General features: G+C 46.1%; 22 protein-coding genes and 1 riboswitch. Of the genes, 13 read left to right on the top strand and 9 right to left on the bottom strand.

All coding sequences use genetic code 11. The features are described from left to right. The first annotated feature begins 52 nt into the window (after positions 1–52). The 3 genes from RQP50_RS22400 (at position 53) to RQP50_RS22390 (ending at position 2,650) form a co-directional block, all read left to right on the top strand. On the top strand, positions 53–631 hold the full coding sequence (locus tag RQP50_RS22400; RefSeq protein WP_315746808.1) for a hypothetical protein: 579 nt from the start codon (positions 53–55) through the stop codon (positions 629–631). Positions 632–634: 3 nt separating this feature from the next. Next, on the top strand, positions 635–1,780 hold the full coding sequence (locus RQP50_RS22395; RefSeq protein ID WP_028531490.1) for an AI-2E family transporter: 1,146 nt from the start codon (positions 635–637) through the stop codon (positions 1,778–1,780). Between the two features lie 378 nt (positions 1,781–2,158). Next, positions 2,159–2,650 (top strand): C40 family peptidase, encoded by a 492-nt coding sequence (locus RQP50_RS22390; RefSeq protein ID WP_036590961.1) that lies wholly within the window; start codon positions 2,159–2,161, stop codon positions 2,648–2,650. Positions 2,651–2,708: 58 nt separating this feature from the next. On the opposite strand, the gene RQP50_RS22385 is transcribed toward RQP50_RS22390, so the two are convergent. From RQP50_RS22385 to RQP50_RS22375, 3 genes are all read right to left on the bottom strand, one after another. Then, the gene (locus RQP50_RS22385) at positions 2,709–4,118 is read right to left on the bottom strand and encodes a sensor histidine kinase (RefSeq protein ID WP_315746807.1); all 1,410 of its coding nucleotides are present in this window, start codon (positions 4,116–4,118) and stop codon (positions 2,709–2,711) included. Between the two features lie 10 nt (positions 4,119–4,128). Beyond that, a complete protein-coding gene (locus RQP50_RS22380) occupies positions 4,129–4,818 on the bottom strand; it encodes a response regulator transcription factor (RefSeq protein ID WP_021253666.1) in 690 nt (229 codons plus the stop codon). Between the two features lie 126 nt (positions 4,819–4,944). Continuing rightward, positions 4,945–7,035 (bottom strand): serine hydrolase, encoded by a 2,091-nt coding sequence (locus RQP50_RS22375; RefSeq protein WP_315746806.1) that lies wholly within the window; start codon positions 7,033–7,035, stop codon positions 4,945–4,947. 409 nt (positions 7,036–7,444) lie between these two features. Here RQP50_RS22375 and RQP50_RS22370 point away from each other — a divergent pair, with 409 nt between their 5' ends. From RQP50_RS22370 to RQP50_RS22345, 6 genes are all read left to right on the top strand, one after another. Further along, positions 7,445–8,833 (top strand): TldD/PmbA family protein, encoded by a 1,389-nt coding sequence (locus RQP50_RS22370; RefSeq protein WP_315746805.1) that lies wholly within the window; start codon positions 7,445–7,447, stop codon positions 8,831–8,833. A 3-nt stretch (positions 8,834–8,836) separates the two neighbouring features. Further along, entirely contained in the window at positions 8,837–10,186 is a 1,350-nt protein-coding gene (locus tag RQP50_RS22365) for a TldD/PmbA family protein (RefSeq protein ID WP_315746804.1), read from the top strand. Between the two features lie 105 nt (positions 10,187–10,291). After that, positions 10,292–11,644, top strand: a complete 1,353-nt coding sequence (gene brnQ / locus RQP50_RS22360) for a branched-chain amino acid transport system II carrier protein (RefSeq protein ID WP_315746803.1) — start codon at positions 10,292–10,294, stop codon at positions 11,642–11,644. A gap of 164 nt (positions 11,645–11,808) precedes the next feature. Continuing rightward, positions 11,809–12,339 carry a GNAT family N-acetyltransferase gene (locus tag RQP50_RS22355; protein ID WP_315746802.1) on the top strand — a complete coding sequence of 177 codons (531 nt, stop codon included), beginning with the start codon at positions 11,809–11,811 and terminating at the stop codon, positions 12,337–12,339. Positions 12,340–12,549: 210 nt separating this feature from the next. Further along, positions 12,550–13,059: a 6-phosphogluconate dehydrogenase gene (locus tag RQP50_RS22350; protein WP_315746801.1), complete on the top strand. Its 510-nt coding sequence runs from the start codon at positions 12,550–12,552 to the stop codon at positions 13,057–13,059. After that, positions 13,002–13,397 (top strand): antibiotic biosynthesis monooxygenase family protein, encoded by a 396-nt coding sequence (locus RQP50_RS22345; protein WP_315746800.1) that lies wholly within the window; start codon positions 13,002–13,004, stop codon positions 13,395–13,397. Before RQP50_RS22350 ends, RQP50_RS22345 begins: the two co-directional genes overlap by 58 nt. 8 nt (positions 13,398–13,405) lie before the next feature. On the opposite strand, the gene RQP50_RS22340 is transcribed toward RQP50_RS22345, so the two are convergent. After that, positions 13,406–14,095 carry a DUF421 domain-containing protein gene (locus RQP50_RS22340; RefSeq protein ID WP_072729942.1) on the bottom strand — a complete coding sequence of 230 codons (690 nt, stop codon included), beginning with the start codon at positions 14,093–14,095 and terminating at the stop codon, positions 13,406–13,408. 174 nt (positions 14,096–14,269) lie between these two features. Here RQP50_RS22340 and RQP50_RS22335 point away from each other — a divergent pair, with 174 nt between their 5' ends. From RQP50_RS22335 to RQP50_RS22325, 3 genes are all read left to right on the top strand, one after another. After that, positions 14,270–15,340, top strand: a complete 1,071-nt coding sequence (locus RQP50_RS22335) for a hypothetical protein (RefSeq protein WP_315746799.1) — start codon at positions 14,270–14,272, stop codon at positions 15,338–15,340. Positions 15,341–15,389: 49 nt separating this feature from the next. Next, positions 15,390–15,992, top strand: a complete 603-nt coding sequence (locus RQP50_RS22330) for a DUF1697 domain-containing protein (RefSeq protein ID WP_315746798.1) — start codon at positions 15,390–15,392, stop codon at positions 15,990–15,992. Between the two features lie 92 nt (positions 15,993–16,084). After that, the gene (locus RQP50_RS22325) at positions 16,085–16,429 is read left to right on the top strand and encodes an ArsR/SmtB family transcription factor (RefSeq protein ID WP_315746797.1); all 345 of its coding nucleotides are present in this window, start codon (positions 16,085–16,087) and stop codon (positions 16,427–16,429) included. Between the two features lie 42 nt (positions 16,430–16,471). On the opposite strand, the gene RQP50_RS22320 is transcribed toward RQP50_RS22325, so the two are convergent. Beyond that, entirely contained in the window at positions 16,472–16,846 is a 375-nt protein-coding gene (locus RQP50_RS22320; RefSeq protein ID WP_142544600.1) for a VOC family protein, read from the bottom strand. A 180-nt stretch (positions 16,847–17,026) separates the two neighbouring features. On the opposite strand from RQP50_RS22320, the gene RQP50_RS22315 reads away from it, so the two are divergent. Next, the gene (locus tag RQP50_RS22315; RefSeq protein WP_315746796.1) at positions 17,027–17,962 is read left to right on the top strand and encodes a DMT family transporter; all 936 of its coding nucleotides are present in this window, start codon (positions 17,027–17,029) and stop codon (positions 17,960–17,962) included. A gap of 223 nt (positions 17,963–18,185) precedes the next feature. Here the strand turns inward: RQP50_RS22315 and RQP50_RS22310 are convergent, their stop codons facing one another. From RQP50_RS22310 to RQP50_RS22295, 4 genes are all read right to left on the bottom strand, one after another. Continuing rightward, positions 18,186–18,974 carry an energy-coupling factor transporter transmembrane component T family protein gene (locus RQP50_RS22310; protein WP_315746795.1) on the bottom strand — a complete coding sequence of 263 codons (789 nt, stop codon included), beginning with the start codon at positions 18,972–18,974 and terminating at the stop codon, positions 18,186–18,188. After that, the gene (locus RQP50_RS22305) at positions 18,971–20,554 is read right to left on the bottom strand and encodes an ABC transporter ATP-binding protein (RefSeq protein WP_315746794.1); all 1,584 of its coding nucleotides are present in this window, start codon (positions 20,552–20,554) and stop codon (positions 18,971–18,973) included. Before RQP50_RS22305 ends, RQP50_RS22310 begins: the two co-directional genes overlap by 4 nt. A gap of 64 nt (positions 20,555–20,618) precedes the next feature. Then, positions 20,619–21,215: an ECF transporter S component gene (locus tag RQP50_RS22300; RefSeq protein WP_315746793.1), complete on the bottom strand. Its 597-nt coding sequence runs from the start codon at positions 21,213–21,215 to the stop codon at positions 20,619–20,621. 89 nt (positions 21,216–21,304) lie between these two features. Beyond that, a riboswitch (TPP riboswitch) is annotated at positions 21,305–21,418 on the bottom strand. Between the two features lie 223 nt (positions 21,419–21,641). Continuing rightward, positions 21,642–23,060, bottom strand: a complete 1,419-nt coding sequence (locus RQP50_RS22295; protein WP_315746883.1) for an MFS transporter — start codon at positions 23,058–23,060, stop codon at positions 21,642–21,644. Between the last annotated feature and the right edge of the window lie 193 nt (positions 23,061–23,253).

Below are 23,253 nucleotides of genomic sequence, written 5' to 3'. Positions count from 1 at the left end.
ATGTGGATAGGTGTGCAATTGAAATTGAGAAGCGAAAAAAGGAGGAATGGAGTTGACTGTACATTACATAAAAAGAAAGTTTCTTGCTGGTGTGCTGCTTGTTTTTGCCTTGCTGGGATGGAGTGTCAATATTGATGATACCGCTGCTGCTGCGAAATCAAAATATGCAGTTCAGCTAGGAAATGCAACGGTACCACAAAATGAGATATTGAATGAGCATGGGATGATCCTAGTTCCACTATCCACAATAACGGGTTCTATGGGGCTCGACATGTCCTATGCTTTTCAACCGGGATTATATGATTATCATGTATACGCTATGCCGCAGAAGACCAAGACAGTCGAAGTTTGGGGGAATGACTATCGTGGATATTGGGTCAGCACACATCCGAATGGCAAGGAGGAGTACGAAGATTACACCCATGTTTATCAACCAGATCAGGATTGTGCTCCAAACTCGGATGTCTGTAGAGTGTTGAAGAAGTCATACCGCGGACCAATCATCCGAGACGGCCAACTGTATGTACAAGTACGATGGGTTGCGCAAGCATTTGATTGGAATTTAACAATTATTCCGCGTGGGAAGGGGCAATTCGTGATTAAGATTACATCCAACACTGAGGGGAGCTAATGCATGGAGAAACGATCAACAAGGCCAGGCCGAATGTTAACGTTCATCTTGAATCATAGATTGATCTCGTTTTTGTTGATTGTGTTGTTAGTTAGTTTGAACGTGTTACTTTTTACGAAAATCTCATTTATCTTTTCTCCATTCATTATTTTCATTAAGACAGTACTGTTTCCAGTGCTTTTAGCAGGTGTGCTCTATTACTTGCTGAATCCAATCGTTGATCTTCTGGAACAATGGAGAGTCAAACGATTCATATCCATTCTCATTCTCTATATTCTCATTATTGGCATTATTACGGTCGTCGTTCTTGCTGTTATTCCTGTCATTAAGAAGCAAGTTATGGACTTGATTGCCAACTTTCCAGGGTTCAGCACCCAGATTGAGACGTTGTTCCGCGACATGATCGGCAGTGAGTTCTTCAACCGTATCCAGCAGAGCATCGATATTAATTCCAGCAACTTCGTAAGCTCCTTGTCCGAGCGGGCTACCTCGCTCTTAAACAACACATTCAATGGAATCGGTGGATTTCTAGGTGCAGTCACCGAAACGATTCTCGGCCTTGTCATCGTTCCATTCGTTCTTTTCTATTTGCTGAAGGATGGCCGGCGGCTGCCTGATTATATCCTTACATTTTTGCCGACTACGCTGCGCAAGCAATCCCATCAAGTGATGTCCGAGATGAATAATCAAATCAGTTCCTACATACGGGGTCAGATTATTGTAAGCTTCTGTATCGGCATCTTACTGTATGCGGGCTATTTAATCATTGGGCTTGAATATTCACTAATTCTAGCAGTAATTGCAGCTTGTACGAGTATTGTACCGTATTTGGGCCCTGCAATTGCAATCACACCCGCGATGATTGTGGCGCTTGTCACTTCACCGATGATGCTGCTGAAAATGATCATCGTCTGGACGATTGTCCAATTGGTGGAAGGGAAGTTCATTTCGCCACAAATTATGGGGAAGACACTCCGCATTCATCCGATTACGATCATTTTCGTCATTTTGACAGCCGGCAACCTGTTCGGTGTAGTGGGCATTATTCTGGCTGTGCCTGGGTATGCAGTGCTCAAGGTTGTTGTTACGCATTTATTTGACTGGTTCAAGCGCCGCTCTAATCTCTATGACGATCATCTTACGATGTAAGTTGACTCTGCAGCTTGGGCAATTGATAATATTCATATGCAGCGCCATTTCAACGTTTGTATGCGATGAGATGGCGCTGTTTCATGTGTTCATCGCTTATTCTGCATCCTGAGATAACGGCAGTTGCTGCACCGCAAAATTTTGATGATCTAGTATCGAATCTATTAATTTTTTATCCTGCCAAAGGAGGAATGATCACAACGACCTATTTGTCAAGAAGAGAGAGATGAGAAATTTATAATGTTGCTCTAATAGATTACAAAAAAGTAAACAACAGCAATGTTTCAGCTCTTCTCTAGAAAATAATGGATAAAAATTATGTGTTATGGTATGTAACGTCGCTGGTGAGCACATCAGCACTATCCATTTTTCTGGGAGATGAGAATATTGTTGAATAAAAAGAAGTTTGGAAAAATATTTGTATGCGTAACATTAACATTGTCCTTTGCACTGTCAGCAGGTGCAGTAATGCCTGTTCAAACAGCTAGCGCGGCTTCTACATCGCAAAGCTCCAAGGCAGACAAAATTATAGCAACAGGGAAAAAATACTTAGGTGTTAAATATAAATTCGGTGCCAAGTCGGGAAGCACGAAAGCATTCGACTGCTCTTCGTTCACACAATATGTATATGGCAAACACGGAATCAAGCTTCCACGCACATCGAAGCAGCAATCCAAGGTTGGAGTTGCAGTTAGCAAAAAGAATATGAAGAAGGGTGATCTCCTGTTCTTCTACTCTCCGGTTCATCATGTAGGAATCTATATGGGAAATGGAAAAATCTTGCACACTTATGGCAAGGGCGGAGTAAGAATTGACAACTTGAGCAAGTGGGAGTCCCGCTTGACGAAAGTTCGTCGTGTAATTAAATAGTTTATAATGGACAAGCCTAAAGCAATACGATGTACTGCTTTAGGCTTGTTGTATGTTCTCAGGCGTTGTGCGAGTACGGTATGCACACAATAAATGTGCTGCCCTGTCCGATCGTGCTCTCAACTCGAATGGTGCCATGATGCTGCTCTACGAGCTCCTTCGCAATAGGCAGCCCTAAGCCCGTGCCTCCAGTTACGCGAGAGCGAGCCTTATCGACTCGATAAAATCGATCGAAAATTTTATCTAATTCTTCTTCGGGTATGCCAATTCCGGAATCCGATACTCGAAGGCATGCATTTTCTTTCTCTTGATAGACGGCAACTTCGATCCAGCCCAGGTCATTGGTATACCTTATGGCATTTTCAATGAGAATAATCGCAACCTGGCGCAATTGTTCCTTATCCCCATGTACATAAGCAGCCTTATTCAGATGCAAACGCAAGGAAATTTTGGAATCGGATTTCCATAGCTGCTTGATTGCTTCTCGGACAATGTCGGTAAGATTCACTTGTTCCTTCGGTGAGGGGCTTTTGCCTGAACGGGCTAACGTCAATAGCTGAACAATAAGCCGCTGCATGCGCTGGCTCTCTAGGTCTAGCGAATCCAGTGATTTTTGCAGAACCTCAGCATTTTGATTCCCCCAGCGCTTCAGCAGCTTCACATGACCACGAAACGCGGTCAGCGGAGTGCGGAGCTCGTGTGAAGCATTTGTAATAAAGTTCATCTCCCGTTCAATCAGTTCTTCATGCTCATCTAACAACTGATTGAAGCGCTCCGCCAATTTCGTTAACTCCACCGGCGTTTTGGGGACATGAACCCTCTGCCTTAAATTCGGTGAATTCTTCATCTGAACAATTGAATTCATTATGCTGAACAGGGGGGAGAGGTTCCTCCTTGTTATTTGATAAATAAGCAGCGATCCTGCAGTTGAGCTGGCAAGTGCAGTAATGACAAGTACTTTAGTGATAATGAGCAAGATGCGTTCAATGGAGTGGAGCTGAACATGAATATAGATTCGACCGACCTGCCCATTGGTTTGATTCCATATGACTTCATCTCTGATGAACAGTCCATAGTCGGTGTTCCACTGCACGGTATTAAACCATCGGAATCGATTTTTCTGTTCGGCGAGGAAAGCCTTGTCCCAGTTGCGAGTTTGTGCTAATATGCGTCCATCAGAGGACACAATTTGAACATCATAGTTCGCGTGATCGGGGTATAGCAGTTCATCGAGAAGGGATTGCCACTCCAGAAAGCCATCTTGAATACTTTCCCTTAGTTTGCGTTCGACGGCGAAAAGTTCCTGCTTGGAGTCTTGGAGCAACAGATGGGTAACTGCTCCCATAATACAGATCCCGATCAACAGAATGACAGCTAATAGGCTAAGAACATACCAGATCGTGAAGCGGAACATTAACGTATTGGCAGAATGCTTAAGCTGTTGGATAAGTGACTTGAACATGGTCATTTCTGATTCCCTATGGTTCACGCAGCACATATCCGACACCACGAACGGTCTGGATTAACTTATGCTGATAGCCGCGATCCAGCTTGTTGCGCAAATATCGGATATAGACATCGACGACATTCGTCTCACCAACAAAGTCATATCCCCACACAGAGGACAATAGCTGTTCACGGCCAATCACTTCACCGAGATGTTCCATTAAGTATTGAAGTAATTCGAACTCACGCTGCGTTAATTCGATTCGATCCCCAGCACGGGTTACGACTCTTTTCTTCACATCCAAGATGAGATCGGCGAGCTGGTATACTTCCTTCTCTTCCGGATTAGCGGCATGGTTGGGGCGTCGTAAAGCGGTGCGTATGCGGGCAAGCAGTTCCTCAATCTCGAACGGCTTCGTAATATAATCATCTGCACCTGTATCGAGACCAGCAATGATATCTCCAACATAATCACGAGCAGATAAGAGGATAATTGGGACATCACTGACGCGCCGAATTCTCCGGCATACTTCAAGGCCGTTCAGCTTGGGCAGCATCCAGTCTAGCAGGATGAGGCTCCACTCGCCTTGTTGAAAGAATTCTAATGCTTGTTCCCCGTCTACAGCGACAAGTACCTCGTACCCTTCATGCTCAAGTTCAAGCTGGATGAATTGAGATACACTTTGTTCATCTTCGACTAGTAATATGGAGTGGGCTGACATGTGTTCACCACGTTTACACAAAGTTTTCCTATAGTATGACCTTGGGGTTGGGAATGCATTCTGGACTGCTGGAAAAGGAAATAGCTCTCGTCGCAACGTAGAGATTCGACGAGAGCTATCTTGTGGTTAGCGCGGAATCGGCTGAGCAAGCAATGTGCTGATCAAGGCAGCTGCTTCTTGCTTGAGCATGCTGCGTTTAGATTCATAATTCAGAGTGCCGTCTGCGTTAGCTTTAATTTCGGGGCCGTATTTGTGCATAGCGGCAGCATACTTGACACCCTCTAATGCCCAGACGTCAGTATCGCCAACCAGTTTCGCTTCTTGCACTGGAGATCCGAACACTTGGGCGATTCGCCACGCAATCATTGCCGCTTCTTGCCGTTGAATGGGTTGATCAGGTCGGAAGAGCTCACCTGATGCTCCGGTGATAAGCCCCAGCTCATACGCCGTTTGAACGTCTTTGGCAGCCCAGTGGCCTTTCATATCGGTGAAGGAGACTGCGTTCAACGAAGGCTGCATGCGCAAGCACTGCATGAGCATGGAGACGAATTCAGCCCTCGTAATGGTAGAGGAGGGACGGAATTGTCCTTGATGTTCGGATACTCCACTCCTCATCATGATATCTTGAATGTATCCATAATACGGATGATTCTTGTCGATATCTGAATAGAGGACTTTAGGAACAGTGAGCTTCTCGAACCATGCTACGTTGCTGTTATCCATGTAGGAAACTTCCCCATTCTCTTCCTGTTTGAAGCCAACCAGTTTTCCGTGATCCGTACGGAACAGCCATGGTTCGATCTGAGTCAATGGATGGGTTCCGTAGAATGGATCGATAAGGGATAATTTTTTGTCAGATTGCTCAGCAATTTGAACGACCTGGATGCCCATCCGAAGACTACGGTAGTGGCCAACTAGCTTACTTTTCACCTCTTGTGAGGGCTCCGTTTGCGGTGGGGCAGGTCGTTTGTCTGGATAATAGTGATTCATAAAGGCACGAAAAACCGTATTGCGATAATCTGCACTAGAGTCTTCGTTGGAATTGTATGCGACCAAAAAGCCGACATTTTGTTCTGGCAAGAGACTTAACCAAGAGCCGAACCCTGGAAGATTTCCACCCTTGCTTATGACGGTTTCACCATGATATGACTCTTGAAACAAGGATTCGAAGCCGTATGTCGTATTCGGAATTTTCGGATGAGCGGATACACGGATTTTTACCATCTCGCGTACGGTTTCAGGCTGTAAGATTCGCTGCCCCTTGTACGTACCGCCATTTAAAAGCGCGATCATAAATTTAGCCATATCCGCACCGGTTGATACAAGGCTCCCGTCAGGGCCGTCTGCGGGAGATACTTCGTAGTAGGGAAGAACTTCACCTGTCTTCGTATAGCTTGTTGCTAGATCCTTCTTAGCATCAGGCGTCATCACGAAGCTGCTGTTCGTCATCCCAAGCGGCTGCAAAATATGCTGCATGCCATATTCATGGAACGGAGCTCCAGTTATGCGCTCAACGAGATAGCCTTGAAGTCGAAAGGCAAAATTGTCATAGCTGTATACAGTGCCTGGCTTGCGTACAACGGTTGGCATATACTTGCGAATATACTCAGCGTTCGTCTTGACTGCCATGTCGTCAGGAGCTTCGGGGTAATCGAAACCAGTCGTGTGCGTCATAAGATGCTCAGCTGTTAACGGCCCTTCGACTTTTCGAGGAATGGCGACATCCCCCATGTACGCACTGATGTCTTTCTTCAGATCAATCTTACCCTGCTCAGCGAGCTGAAGCAGGGCCAATGATGCGAAGGGCTTCGTTATGGAAGCAAACCTTAGAATCGTACGATCGGGATCCATGGATTTTTTGGTTTCTACATCTGCATAGCCATACCCTTTGCTTAATACGACTTGCCCATCCTTGACGACGACAAAGACAGCTCCCGGAAGCTTCTTCATTGAAGGTGAGGAAAATAACTTGTCAGCAAATGCTTCAACCTCCTTAGGATCTGAGGGGCCATTAGTCACGATTGATGGGATCGAGGCTTGTGTGTTCCGTACTACTGTGCTTGCGGACGGGGAAGATTCTGTACTCGAATCAGCGGCATACGCAGGAGCGACAGTTGTGAGTGCCACGGCAAGTGAGAGTATTATCATCAGCTTCCGAGCACGACGATGATTCGGATTAGGGCTTGAAGATGTTTTATCTGAAGAATGTGGTTGCATGTTTCTCTCCTCCAATATGGATAAGGATTAATGGAGACTGAACTTGCGAGTACATATGAGACTGTGTCATTCTTGCACGGTACTTCAATTGCTGAGCATCTATTTGCGCTGCTTTTAATAAATATGAGACTCATGCTGAAAATTTTCTTACTTGCATGAAGGAGATAGATGGAGTTAATGTGGGTTAACCATTCTTTTTTTGTTGGTTTGAGTTGGTTATGATAGAAATCATAGTATAATCATTTACATATAGAAGAGAGGCATTCATCGAGTTACCTATCGAGCTACATGAATTAATAAGCTATACGTCATCGGAGATGTTGCGAAAATGGTTCGTTAGGGATATCCTCTGCTTCGACATACATACATATGCAACTAAGAAATCTAGCTTACAAGGAGGGCACAGTTTATGCTTCATCCGTCGTTAATTGAGAATGTGCTTACCGCCGCTTTAGCAACTGGCGGGGATTTTGCTGAGGTATTTATGGAAGATCGGACGACGTCTAGCTTGGGGATGATTGGTGGGATCGTAGAACATGCACTTGGCGGTCGAGATTATGGCGTCGGGATACGCATATTCAACGGGGTGTTCGCGGTATATGCGTATACGAATGATTGCACCGCAGATAATCTGATCAAGGTAGCTGCTTCAGCTGCACAAGCGATCCGTGGTCAAACCAGAGATATTGTGATTGATTTGCGTCGAGCTGCCATTGCTGATCTTCATCCTGTTCTTATTCCGCCGAATGAAGTAGGGAAGGGACGCAAAATAGAATGGATGAGGCGCGCGCATGAATCATCCATGGCATACAGCCCAGCGATTACGCAAACCTCGATAGCACTGAATAACTGGGTACAAGATATTTGCATTGCCAATTCCGAAGGACTGTTGGTGGAAGATCGCAGAACCTACACGAGAATGAGCTTCAACTCAATTGCTGAAGCGGGGGGCGTCAAGCAAGGAGGATACGTCGCTCCTGGTGCTCACGCGGGTCTGGAGTTAATCGAGTCGATGGATATTGATTGGTACGCTAGAGAAGCGTCCCGCATCGCGGCTACGATGGTAGGCGCCGGCTATGCACCGAGCGGCAAGCTGCCGGTTATTATCGATAATGCCTTTGGCGGTGTCCTATTCCATGAGGCATGCGGGCATGGACTTGAGGCGACAGCTGTTGCGAAGAAGGCTTCTGTGTTCGCCGACAAGCTCGGTGAGCAAGTGGCGTCTCCACTTGTAACTGCCATTGATGACGGGACGATTCCGAACGCATGGGGCTCACTGAATATCGACGATGAAGGATCGCCAACACAGCGTAATGTGCTCATCGAGAATGGGGTGCTGAAGGGCTATTTGATTGATAAGCTGGGCAGCCGCAAGATGGGAATGCCGTCAACGGGATCTGGCCGCCGGCAATCCTATCAATTTGCACCGACCTCCCGCATGAATAACACGTACATTGCAGCAGGTCATTCCACACCGGAAGAGATTATTGCCAATACAGAGTATGGCCTGTATGCCAAGACAATGGGCGGAGGCTCCGTGAATACAGCGACAGGTGAATTCAATTTCGCAGTCAATGAAGGCTATATCGTGCGCAACGGAAAGATTGAAGAACCGGTCAAAGGTGCAACGCTCATCGGCAAGGGAATCGATGTTCTCCAGAAAATTGATATGGTAGGCAACAATCTAGATCACGGTCAAGGCATGTGCGGCTCATTGAGCGGCAGTATTCCCGTCAATTGCGGTCAGCCAATGCTTCGTGTATCCAGCATGACGGTTGGCGGAAGAAAGGGGGAATAAACGATGGCATTGGAGATTGCAGCATTTCAACAGCATCTATTTGAAGAAGGGCGTAAACAAGGCTGCGTGAAGATGGAAGTCTATTATGAACAGATTCGTTCAACTTCTGTGCGTGTCTCTAAGGGAGATATCGACGCATTTACAATTAAGGAGACGGGCGGCGTCTCATTTCGTGGTGAATTCAACGGCAAAATGGGCTATGCCTATTCGGAAAGATTAGAAACGGATGTCATTGCATTTCTGATTGAAGAAGCAAGAAGTAATGCGTATGCACTCGAAAGTAGCGAAATAGACCAGTTGTTCCCTGGAGCACCCACTTATCAGCAGGTCAAAACCCATGAAGCGGAGCTGCTGCTTACGGCTCCACAGCTTCTCATTGATGCAGCGATGGACATGGAGCGAATCGCGCTAGCATCCGATGAACGGATTACCTTAGTGAGAAGCTCTTCCGTTACGCTCACTGAGAATGAGGTCACGATCGCTAATACAGAGGGGTTGAATTGTAGCGCATTATACAGCACTGCAGTTGGCAGCCTATCCGTTGTGGCGACACAATCTGGCCAGACGACGACAGGCGATTGGTTCGATTACTCCATGGAACGCTTCGAGGATATCGACTTCGAGGCTATTGCTCACAAGGCAGTTGAGGAAGCGGTGTCGAAGCTGGGGGCGGATACCATATTGTCCGATCAATATCCAGTTATATTCCGTCATGATGCAGCCAGCAAGCTGCTAGGTTCTTATACGTCCATCTTCTCGGCAGAGGCGGTAAATAAGGGCTTCTCAGGCTTGAAGGATAAGATCGGTGAGCAGATAGCGGGAAGTAATGTCACCCTTGTGGATGACCCGCTCATGAATGGCGTTCTGGGTGCTTGCTCGTTCGATGCAGAGGGGTATGCCTGCACATGTACGGAAGTGATTAAGGAAGGCAAGCTGCTCACTTATTTGCATAATGGGAAGACGGCAAGCAAGGCAGGTTTGGTCTCGACAGGTCATGCCTTTAAGGGCGGGTACCGCGGTAAAATCGGTATTGCGCCTCACAATATGTATGTACTTCCAGGTTCGACGGCGCTAGAGGACATGATTGCAGGCATGGAGAGAGGTGTAATGATTGTACAACTCCAAGGTCTGCACGCGGGGACGAATGCCGTATCCGGCGAATTCTCGTTATCCTGCACCGGCTTCCTTATCGAGCAGGGGAGAGTCGTACGTCCTGTCAATCAAATCACGGTATCCGGCAACTTGTTCGAGATGTTGAAGCAGATAGAGGTTGTAGGCAGTGATATCCGATTCACAGGCAGATGTAATGCGCCATCATTGAAGGTAAAGGGCTTGACGATCTCAGGAGCATAAATCTAAAGCAAATGCAACACAGGAATTGGATTTGACAGGGAAGAAGCCCGCTTTCTATAATGAATTGTTATAATAAGGTCGGTAGATAACAGCAGGAGATGCAGCATGACTGAACTATCAAAAAAAGAAACGTTTGTGTTTGGGTTAATGTTATTTGCTTTATTCTTTGGTGCAGGTAATCTCATATTCCCACCTGCGGTGGGATATGCGGCAGGTTCAAGTGTATGGCAGGCGATGGTAGGGTTCTTAATTACCTCAGTAGGACTGCCGATTCTAGGTGTTGCAGCAATCGCTAAATCTGGTGATTTGCAGTCGCTTACAAATCGCGTCCACCCAGGATTTGGGTTTGTGTTTACGCTTATTACGTATTTAGCGCTAGGGCCGTTTCTCGTCATTCCGCGTGCCGGCAGCGTAGCGTTTGAGATGGGAACAGTCCCACTCCTTCCAGAGCCGCTTCGAACAAGCGGCTGGTCATTATTGACGTATTCCGTGATTTATTTTGTCATCAGCTATTGGTTGTGCTTGAATCCATCGAAGCTGTTCGAGCGCATCGGCAAAATACTGACACCGATATTGTTGGTGATGATTATTATCGTCTTCATTCAGAGTTTATTCCATCCGCTCGGGGACTATGGTGTGCCTGCAGAAGGGTATGTACAATATGCTGCTTTTAAGGGTGGTATAGATGGTTACTCAACGATGGATGCCTTGTCTGCTCTATTGCTTGGTAGTGTCGTCGTATCGGCAATACGCAAGCGTGGCGTTACGAACACACAGAAGCTGTCTGCCATCACGATTAAGGCTGGGCTGATCGCAGGTGTATGTCTCGCCATCATTTACATGATGATCGGATACCTTGGCTCCACGAGCCATTCTGTAATCGAAGGGGCTGCGAATGGCGGTCAAATATTGACTGCAATCGTGCTATTCTTATTTGGCAAATGGGGCACCGTACTGCTTGGGATTGTATTCCTTCTTGCTTGCTTAACGACTTCGGTCGGCCTGTTGGCAGCGTGTGGAGAGTACTTCCATTCCATTATGCCGCAGATTTCGTATAACAAGTGGATTGGAATCTTATGTGTCGTAAGTGTAGCTGTAACCAATTTGGGGCTTGATCAGATTATTTCATTTTCAGCGCCAATCGTGTCCGCCATTTACCCACTTACCATTGTTCTTATCATTTTGGCGTTGCTTCATCGCATGTTCCATGGACATTCGGCCGTATATATTGGCAGCTTGCTCGCAACTTCATTAATCAGCACTGTGGATGGCTTGAAGCAGGCGAATTTTGAAATGGGAGCGGTGGAGAGACTGTACAGCCATCTCCCGTGGTATACAGCTGGACTTGGCTGGGTCGTTCCTGCCATTGCGGGGGCAATTATCGGCTATTTGTGGGCATTTGCTCGCAAGGAATCACAGGATAGTCAGCCAACCGAAGCAACGGAAGCAATTGAATAATAGTAGAGTGAGTATAAGCTTAATTTCCTTAGTTAGGAGATTAAGCTTTTTTCATCTCGCTGTATGGATAAGCAGAAGGAATACTCGAACGGAGAGCGAATAAAATCAGGATATGTTGCCGAGCATTTGCTTAGGCAGTATGTAAGAAAGGGGATCAAGATACGATGATCGTGAAAATGACAGATTCGAATAGGGATGATTACAATAAGCCAAACGACGACGGGTTTACTGTGATTGGTCGAATTGTTCCCACCTATAAAAATGATACATGGTCTTATACAGAAGAACGATTTGATGAGCCGTATTTCAAGCAATATGAAGAGGAAGAATTTGATAACCGTTATATAGAGGACAAAGATAAGGCAGTGTTTTTCTATTACGAGGAGGACAGCTGCGTCGGTCAAATGAAAATTTGTTCAAACTGGAATGGATTTGCGCTCATTGAACATATTCAAGTTGCAGCAGCTTGGAGGCACAAGGGAATTGGAACTGCATTATTGAAGACGGCTGTGGAATGGGCGATGCAAAATAACTGTGCGGGTCTTATGCTTGAGACACAGGATGTGAACATTCAAGCGTGTCGCTTATATGCCAAGTATGGCTTTGTCATTGGCGCAGTAGACAATATGATGTATGCGAATTTTGCAACTGCGAAGGAAAGAGCGATTATTTGGTATTATAAGTTCTCGCGTTAGTTGCAAGGGATACATAACGGCTAGGTGAAGCCTCCTTCTCATAAGGCAGGCTTTTTTTGTTGCATGAAAGCAGCGTTTCGTATTTGAAACAGGTGTACGATTCGCTCCAACAATTGTGTTCTTAAGTAAACGAATCGATCCTGAATATAATTGTGTCTTTAATGTGAAAAATATGTGTCAATTCCGTTAACGTTAATGGTATAATAAGGAATGACAACAAAGAAACTTCATACAACCTATCTTGCATATCAGAATGGGGCGGATGAAATGAATTATCAGGTGAAGGTTCCTACGCGAACAAAAGCGATATTGGGTGGCTCTCTGTTATTCAGTGCCGGAATGCTGCAAATTGCGGCCATGACAGAGCGGACATTTCCTGTATTGTTCTTCATGCAGATGGCGGTTATTGGCATTGTCATAATGTCATTGATCGCGGGAGCATACGCGACATGGGTTAAGCGGACAGTCGAAATACATCCAACTTCAGACACGATTCGCTTGCATGGCAATGTGTATCATGCAAATGAGATCGAATCCATTAAGATAAAAGGCGTCAATTCCCCTGCAATCGGTATACAATTAAAATCGAAGCATATAATTCCGTTGAAATGTTGTTTTTCCTTCACGAAGGGAGAACAGCGTGGAAATGAGGAGCTTCTGAAATGGGCGGAACGCAATGGCGTTCCCGTGAAGCAAACGTACTTCATTACGTGGATCTAACGACAGATGTTATGCCAGGGAAGGGAGGCGCTGAAATGATTCGAGAAGTTGCAACATTATCCATTAAGGCTGGTATGCGCAATGATTTCGAAAGCGCCTTCCGTCATGCATCTTCGATATTAGAAGCTGCAAGAGGGTATATCACACATGAATTGCATAAATGTGTAGAGGCAGCCGATCGATACATAGTAATTGTACAGTGGCACTCTTTGAAAGAGCATGCGGTTGGTTTTCGTCATACCGTGCAATATGAACAATGGAATGCGCTGCTGGAAGCTTATTATGAGTCACCTCCACAGGTGGAGCATTATGTGCAGATCCCGGTTCACTTGAAGTAGTGTGTTTATCATTTCATGTTGTCTACTCTTTTGTCTATATACAGCGTGCCGTCACGTTGTATCTCCGCATAGAAGATTTCCTCGATTTGCTCGGGAGAGCATCCAGCTTTACGCAGCGCTTGACTTAACCATTCCTTCGTCAGGTTAAGGTCAAGTAGATTTTTATAGACGATAGAGCCATCAACGATAATCTCGGTAGGCATATACAATGTAGGCTGTACGCACACTTTCAGGTCCTCTTTCGTAGGGGACTCTTTTTCGGCTTTTTTGAGCACACTCATTCTTCCATGCGGTTCCAGAATTGCATAATCAACATCTTGAATGGAGAAGACATCCTTTTCGCGAAGCAGCATGCTAATATCGTCCATATTGAGATGCATGGACGCCATTGCTTTTTCGAGAATCTTTCCTTTTTTGATGACAATGGTAGGTTCACCGTCTAAGAGTACGCGAATTCGTGGGAACTTTAAGGACAGCTTACCGATCCCTATTGTTAGCAGGCTCCATACTGTTAAGCTTATGATTCCGTCAACAACGGAAATATGAGTCTCAATCGCGATATCCGCAGCGATAGAACCAAATGTGATTCCAGTGATGTAGTTGAATAAGGTAATGTGGCTCATTTGTTTTTTGCCTAGCAATCGGCTAAATGCAAGCAAAGAGATGAATGCAAATATAGTACGAGCTATGATGTCCACGGATGCACGCTCCTTTGTAATTGGAGTTTGTCCCACCCTCTTTGATATTATTCGAATATAAGTCCTGACTACGGATACATAGAGTACGTTCTTTGCAGCAAAAGGCTAAGTGATCATCCATCTACATAGGATATAGGGTTGCTGAAGCTGCTATAGATGAGGGGGATATACATAATGGCTTGTCAACAAGAAGATTTGACCGTTGATATAATAAATGTACCTACTTCTGTATTTGTTGATGTAGAAAGTGCGTTCGCCAGTGATCAACGCCGACTCATGGTTAGCGATAATCCTGAAATATTAAATGAGTCCTCATTCCCAGGAACAGCGTGTACCTTATGGCATGATATTGTGCGCACCGAAGAGGAATCTGTCACGCATCGCCTATTCGGATGGCATCGCAATGAAACAGGACAGCCGCTGCAGCTGGGGGTGACTGTACAAAACCTGTCCACATCTACCCGGATAGCCATTCAGCATATCCGCAGGGATATTCATATTCAGCCGGTGTCAGAGCAGATGATTCAAGTAGGACAATGTCTTGCAAAGTCTTGTTTAAGCGGAACGCTGGATCATTATACTTCCGTAGACCAACACGCAGATGTGACTAGCACAGCAATGATTGAGTCGGTAAGGCTGGATACCAACTATTTTGCAGGGTTTATCTATGAGTTCACGATAGAACGGGATTCAGGGGCAGGGGAGATGGAGTATGCGATCCGTACAGTCGCAAGTCGGGACGTCACTGCCGATATAAGACTCATTCATTCAGATCCGCTGACTCCGTACGGCACTCATCCTAGAGGAAGCTGGCCTTATGCCGAGGTTCATGCTAGGATGCCTGCCTATGTTATAGGGACAGAGCGTGTATACCGTGTGTGTGCCCGAAAGAAGATGAATGGAGAAATGGCTTCTGACTTTTTGTTTGCCGCAAGTGCAAGCGAATTACGGGAAGGTGCGGTTGATAATACCGGTCAATTCGGTGCTATTTACTTGGTGGATATTCCGCTGCATAATGATACAGAGGAAGAAGCGGTTGTTAGCATTTATGTAAATCCTCGAGGGGGAGCATTCGCAGGGGCTATATTCGTTGATGGAAAAGTAATCGGTGTACCGCTCATGATGGACAACACGAATGTATGCTTGATCGCGAAGGTTGTGGCTTCTGTTGGTGTTCGTACCTTTCAATGCAAATTGATGACGGCAGGGGAATCCAATTTACCGCTCGGCATTTATTTGAAGTAGTGGTTTAGTGTGATGATTTGAAGTAGTCATGGAAATGAGAAACTGAAGATTGGAACTAAGGGATGTGGTCGGATCGATGCAAATGTATGTAGGGTTACTGCGTGGAGTTAACGTAGGTGGCAAAAACAAGATAAAAATGGCGGATTTGAAGCTTCTTCTTGAAAATATGGGACTTACCCATGTACGAACGCTGCTGCAGAGCGGCAATGTTGTATTTGCTTCATCAGAAGCAAGGGAATGGCTAGAAGCACAAATTCAGGAGGAAATAGGGAATGCATTTGGCTTCAAGCCGAACGTTATGCTGCGGACGGCTCAGGAAATGAAGGCTATTGTAGCTGAATGTCCGTATGATGCAGCTGTGCTGAAGGAAGGAGAGGGGATTCAGATTACAATGTGCAAGGACGAGCCTTCGCCTGACACCGCCTGTATATTGTCTAAGGGTATGCAAGAAGTTGATGAATTCCAGATACAAGGTCGTGAGATATATTGTTTGTATCGCCAGAGGGTCTTAGATTCGAAGCTGGCAAATAATTTTCAGAAGCTAGGATCGAATGTAACGACACGGAATTGGAATACCATGACGAAACTTGCGGCGCTTGCGGGTGAACTTGATGATTTCCTGAAGCGTGAGAATGGTAATGGAAATGATTAATCTATTGGTTCGTCCGATGGAGACTTACTCTATTGACAAAATGGGTGTTTTCACATCATAATATGTAATGTTTAAACATATAAACATACGAGGTGAGAATCATCACGACTGAGCACGGACAATATGATTGCAGCAGTAACAAAGAGCAGGTGCTGGAGAAGTTCCAGCAGGCGACCCCCATTTTTCAAGCGCTCGGAGACACGAATCGGCAGCAGATCATTATGCTCCTGCTTGAACATAGCGCTCTGAATGTGAACCAAATTACCGAACATATGGAGATATCGAGACCGGCCGTCTCGCACCATCTGAAAATCTTAAGACAAGCCGGGCTCATCACGTTCGACAAGCAGGCGAATGAGAAGCTGTATTCCTTGCGTGCAGGGGGATTTATGACGACGATTAAAGAGTTGATGCTGTCCATTGAAGCGGGAGTGTAACCAATGAAGGCAGATTGGTTCGGATAGAAGATGCGTATCGTGTTACAGATACTCCATGAATTCAAGTCGATTTCCAAATGGATCGTTTACATAGAATCGAATTACACCTTCTTCTATCCGGGCAGAGTCGTCGGCCACTTCAATATGATGCTGCAGGAGATGGGACTGTAGGGATTCAAGATTGGTAACAACGAAGGCGGGATGAGCTTTTGTCGCAGGAACGAAGTCTTGCTGCACGCCGATATGGACTTGGTGGCTTCCACATTGAAACCATACACCTCCACGCTGCTGAAGAGCTTCGGGCTTCGGAATCTCTGTCCAGCCCAATAATTCGTGATAGAATTTCCGGGCTACGGATTCACATTCGACGGGGGCGGCTAACTGGATATGGTCAAGACCATGAAAGATATGTGACATGAGCAACCTCCTTTTTTTGTTCCGCTCTATGGAACGCGGTTTCAATTTCTAATCCTATTATATAGGATCAAGTTGTAAAATCCAATGGGTGAAGTGTTTCTGTGCAAGAAGTGCTTATTTTTTTGCTCAGTATGTTTAAATGTTTAAACATATTATCTAACTAAAGGGTGAACGATTATCATGAGTAATCAAAAGTCTAACCGAAGCATTTATGTGCTTATGCTGCTCGTGCCGTTATTTTGGGGTGGATCATTTTCTACAGCAGCTCATGTCATTACCGAGATTCCTCCACTTGTTGCCGCAACGATTCGATTTGCATTGGCAGGGATGATCTTAGCGGTGCTGCTCACGATGCGATCAGAGTGGAATTTCCGTGCATGGAGGAATAATTGGAAGGGGCTTCTCATTGTATCACTTACGGGCATTTTCGGATACAATGCGTTGTTCTTTATGGCGCTGCATTATACGTCTGCAATTAACGGTTCACTCATCATTGCGACGATGCCGCTGTTCGTATCGCTTGGTGCGATGTTATTCTTCAAGGAACGATGGAGCGGCAAGTTTGGGATTAGCCTTGTGCTGTCCTTCATCGGTGTGGTTATCGTAATTACGAAGGGCTCATGGCATCGATTAGCTAGCTTGTCCTTCAACGAAGGTGATTTATTGTTTCTGGCAGCATTAATGTGCGGGGTCATATATAGTCTTGTTGGGAAAAAGGTAGTGCATGATGTCTCGCCCTTGTTCACGACTACAGTAATGACCTTATTAGGTTCTCTGTTCCTGGGAGTCAGTTCACTATTTGAAGGGGGTTGGGGTAAAGTTCCCGATATGTCTCTGCAAGGCTGGACGGAGATGGCGTATATGGTCGTATGCGGCACGCTTATCGGTTATATTATTTTCAACCTTGGCGTACAGCAGATCGGTGCGAGCAAGGCGAGCATATACTTGAACTTGACGCCAATCATAACCTCACTATTGTCCGTATGGCTGTACGGCGACAGCATGACGTGGTCGATTGCTGTGGGTCTTGTCTTCGTGCTGGCAGGTGTATGCTTGGCAACCATTCAGCCGAGACGAAAAGCTAGAACATCAATCATCGGTCAATCGGTGAAGTGACAGAAGATGATACGTGGTCATATACCGTAAATCGAAGGTAGATAATGAATATGCAACACTCTGAAGGGTTGCGATCAGCCAGCTTGGACAGCGTTCAACAAGACTATTGTCGAATCTTATCTCCCTGCTAGAGAAGAAAGAGAAGAAACTCTCCTTATTAGATCTGGGAGAGTTTCTTTGATGATAAAAATTAAATTACCTATCAGATTGTATCTAAAGCCAATTAGATGGTCGGGCCGGTGAACGGGAAGTGCAGTGCGGCCATATAGGCGAGCGTAATTAATCCAGCCATAAGCAGAGTGAACCATACATCGCGCCAATGGCAGCGTGTAATATAATAGTAGGTACGTGATCGGCCCATCTGGAACCGCTTCGCCTCCATTGCGACAGCAACTCGCTGTGCACGGCGAATGCTCTGTGCGAGCAGTGGCAGGGCGTACATGCGTAGACGCTCATATATCCCTTTAAATCCCTTGCTGTATTGAACGCCGCGGATTTGCAGGGCATGCGTGCGAACTCGGTAATCCTCCCAGATCGCAGGGAGCAGCCGCAAGGAGGCGATGAAGCTATAAGCATATTGCGGCGGAAGCCGGAATTGCTGCATCAGCGCATAGAATAACAATATTGGCTTCGTCGTGAAGGCGAATGTGATGCCGAGCATGCCGAAGCAAAGTGTCTTCACTCCGATGACAAGTCCACGGAGGAAGCTCTCCTCTGTGATGCGGATTATTCCCCATGACCACCATTCATGCTCCCCCTTGCCGAACAAGATCATCGTGGATGCCGTCGAGACGAACAGGAGAAGGAACGGTGTTGTCACGAACAGCAGCTTCTTCGTAGAGTGGCCGCTGCATAGAAACAACAGCAGTGTGTAGAAAGTTAGCTGATAACATGCAAAATCAAGCTCTCGGGTTAGCAGCGCAATAATGAGCAAAGCGAGAAAGACGAGAAGCTTGAGCGCAGGGTTAACCTGATGGAGCCATGTTTCAGATTTGGGAGCGAGCAGTTTCATTTCATCTGCACCTCCCGCATTGTCTGTCCACTTGGGGAAACTTCTTGTTCCATCAGTTGGCCTTTCTCAACATGCCATATCCGATCTGCAAAACGATCCACGATATTCATGTCATGTGTCACCATGACTATGGCGGTTCCTTCTGTCCGAAGCCGGTTCAACTTTTCCAATATAGCAAATGTATTTTTAGCGTCTTGCCCGAAGGTTGGCTCATCCAGGAGCAGGATCGGACGCTTACGCATCATCGCTGTGGCGACACTTAATCTGCGTTTCTGACCAAGTGACAAATGATACGGATGCCGATTCTGTCCGATATTCAGATCGAATGATTCCAAGACTTGTTCCACTCTATGTGCAATGTCCGATTCATTCCAGTTGTTTTGCCTAGGTTCATAAGCAAGCTCATCATAGATCGAATCCGTTAGAAACTGCATCTCAGGATTCTGAAATACGAAGGCGAGTTCGGCTGGAGGCTGCTTTCCCGTATTTCCGAATCGCGGGAACCATCGCTTGCGAGCCGGTGCTGGCAGCTCTTGACCCTCAATAAGATAAATGCCGCTAGTACGCAGAATTTGCATAAGAGACAACAATAGTGTGCTCTTGCCAGCCCCGTTCTCTCCAATAATCGTTATCCATTCACCCGGATAAATATCAACGCTCGGGACGGATATGCGACGAATCTCTTCATAGTATCCGCTAAAATCACGCAAAGAGAGCAGTGGCTGCAGGGCTTGCAGACGCGCGTAGATGTGCCCACCGTCCTGCTTGCAATGAGGCTGTTGAAATCCGTTCGCCGTTCGTTGCTGCGATATGGCTTGGTAGGCTTCTGAATGAATGTAGTCCTGCCATACACCTGGATACCATATGCCATACTCAATGAGCTTATCTTTATGGTGTAGAAATACGATCTGCGGTTCATCGTCCGCAATGATTCGTCCAGTGCTGTCGAATAATACCACACGATTGATAATGTCGATAACATGCTCGATTTTGTGCTCCACGATTAGAATGGTGGAGGAATCGGCAGCTTGTTTTACGGTGTCCCAGACTTGTTTCGTTCCTTCAGGATCAAGAAGCGCTGTAGGCTCATCGAGGAACAGCACCTCCGGTTCTAGCAGCAGGACGGACGCAAGTGCGAGCCGCTGCTTCATCCCTTGGGATAGCGTTTGGATTTCTGTATGCAGATTGTTGAACTGCAATCCCACTCGTTCAAGTATGCCTATCATGTATGCTGGCATTTGATCACGTGGGATTGAGAGATTTTCCAGTACAAAGGCGAGCTCTTCATCTACATATGGCATGCAGAACTGGCTGTCCGGATCTTGGAATACGTAGCCCCAGCTTGAAGGAAGCTTAATCTGATCGTATTTCATCGGCACTTCGATAGAGTGGGGCATAATTCCGCTTAATACTTGCAGCAATGTTGATTTGCCACAACCGCTTGGCCCGAGGAGCAGTACCTTCTCACCGGTAGAAATGTGGAAGGAGAGGTCCTTGAACAGCAAGGAATCCTCTCCTGGAAATGTTAGGCGCAAGCGGTCAACAAATGCAGACGAATTCGCATGAGATTCCTGTTGCATGTGTAACCACCTTATTCCGAATTTATGGCGTACGCACAAATTCTATCTATTCATATTATGCGTGCTATTGATTAAGTACCGCGTAATCCTCTTTGGACACAGGACGTATGGATTTGGTTACCCCTGTCGCTTCCAATGCACGAACGAGCAAGCCGGCAAATACGCCAGCGAAGATGAACGCACTAATGACACGAAGTCCATACTTCAAGACGAGCACCCATGTCTCGTAATCTGCATATCCATAACCGAGATCGATGATGAATGAGCCGACTGCGGACAGAATGCCAGCGATACCTGCGATGACGATGCTGTGCTTGCGGTATCCGGTCATGGTGAATGCCAATTCTGCCGCCAGACCTTGTACACAGCCATACACAATCGTCTCTAGTCCCCAAGCAGAGCCAAGAATAGCCGATAAATTAGCGGCAGCAAGACTTGCTAGGAAGCAGACGCCGGGCTTGCGAATGACCAGGTACGCGAATGGGCCAGCCATAAACCACATGCCATATGTTAATTGTCCTGCTTGTGGGAACAGCGGCTTCGCGAGACTGTAGACGCTCTCCCACATTTTGAAGATCACACCAAATACGACCCCGATCATCACGGTAATGAGAATATCCGTAAACTTTAATTTGTTGCTTCTCTGTTGTTCTGGCAACATAACCCTCTCCTTTGTTGTATAGCTTGCATACAAAAAACCGTCTGGCAACCAGACGGTAGAAGAGTCCTAGATCACAGCAGAGCATGATCACATGACAAATACAGATTCTCTACGCTGGCATTACCCAGATCAGATTAACGGTCAGTAGCGGTATACCTATCTACAATCTCAGCTTGATTCCTCAAGCCCCCGAATTTGTATGACTATGCAATTGCTCATATCATACAATATTCATGTTAGGTTGACAACGAAATGTTTACAAAAAACATAAAAATTACTAGAGAGATAGAAGCCAATGATTGCAATTGTTAGCTAGACAACATAAGAAAAGAGGAATAAGGAGATAAGGAGCGTGTTTAGGAGATTTGAAGAGGGGGGAATAGACAAAAATGAGGATCAGGAAGAAATCCTGATCCTCATGAATAGTTAATCGTGTGAAGCTGTAGAATGTCGTCTCAATGACAAGCTGTATACGATCCCTCCGCAAGCAAGAACTGCTATGAGCAGAATAATCAGGCCGCTGTATAAGGGGAATGAAGCAGCTTCATTGGCAACGGTAGGTGTCAGTGAAGTCAACAGCCACCCGTGTGTAAGCAGACCGCCGACTACAGCGATGCCGATGCCTTCAGCCATAAAGCATGCAAAGCTGAGCATGCTCATTCCTTCTCCTGCTTGGTCAGGTGCAAGTGATTCTGCAACGGAAGCAGAGATAACCGTCTTAATGAATGACAACCCTCCGAACACGAGCACGAGTGCGAACGTCATCAGCCATGGAGAATCATTCCCCCACGCAAGGAGCGTGACGAAACTAAATGTGACGAGACCTAATCCAGCGACAAAAACAAATGAAGTTCCTCTCTTATCAACGAGAGTTCCACCGAGTATGCCGAACAGAATGACGCTGAGTGTCCCTGGGAAAATGATCGCGCTGCCGATAACAGCGGTCGAGAGTTGATGTACATCCCGCATGAAGTAAGGAACCATGGAAATAAATCCAGCTACCGTTCCTAGCAAAATGGAACCAGCAAGCGTGCCGAGTACATATGGTCGATTAGCGAACAGGGATGGAGCAATAAATGGTTCGCGAATACGTCGGATGTGCAAGGCAAACCCAAGAACGAGAATCATACTGCAGACCAGATAGAACCAGACATATGTCGTAGTAAACAAGGTAAATAGAATAATGCCTGCTGACAAGAGGGCAATGCCGATGATATCTGTTCTCCCATTGCGAGAAGGCTCCTGCGGCAGTGCGGTCAAGAAGAAGGGGAGACTGACTATTGTCATTACCGGAATGATAAATAGGTAGGACCAATGCACATAATCTGCCAGTACACCGCCTACAGCTGGGCCAATCCCTTCACCAAGCGCTACCATAGAACCAATCATGCCAAACGCCTTGCCTCGATGCTGTTCTCCAACGTAGCGAGTGACCATAACCATGATGAGTCCGGGCACAGCCGAAGCCCCGGCACCTTGTATCAATCTGGCTGACAATACAGCTGAAAAGTAGTCATGGGCGAAGAAACCGAGCAACGAGCCACTACCATAGATGAGCACACCGATGAGCAGCGGCTTCTTAATGCCGTATTGGGATGACAGGGTGCCATAAATGATGGAGCCGAGCGCGAAGGTAATCATGAAGCATGTGTTGATCCAATTCGCAACGGACGGAGTGATACTGAAATCGTGTGCGATGTCGGGCAATGATACGTTGAACACAGTCTCATTCAACACACTGAAAAAAGCTAAAAAGCTTAACCATGCGATCGATTTCTTCACATTGGGAAAGGCATACACGGGTTGTTCTTGTTCTGCCGCCTCGATGCGGTTGTTATTGTTCATTTGTTCCACGAATAGGAATCCCCTTTCTCTTGCTAAAGGGGAATTGCGCAGTTTACAGGGGTGTTATGCGTTATCCCCGATCAATACCTGCCCCAGTTGATGTTACGCACTTCATCTTAACGCCTCCTCATTATTGTTGCTTCCAGTATAGCAGTGGGGTTTTCCTTATTCAATTAAAAATGCAATAATATAG

The sequence above is a fragment of the Paenibacillus suaedae genome (assembly GCF_032337355.1).
GTDB classification, from domain to species: Bacteria; Bacillota; Bacilli; order Paenibacillales; family Paenibacillaceae; genus Paenibacillus_B; species Paenibacillus_B suaedae.
This window is presented reverse-complemented; position numbering and strand designations above follow the sequence as displayed.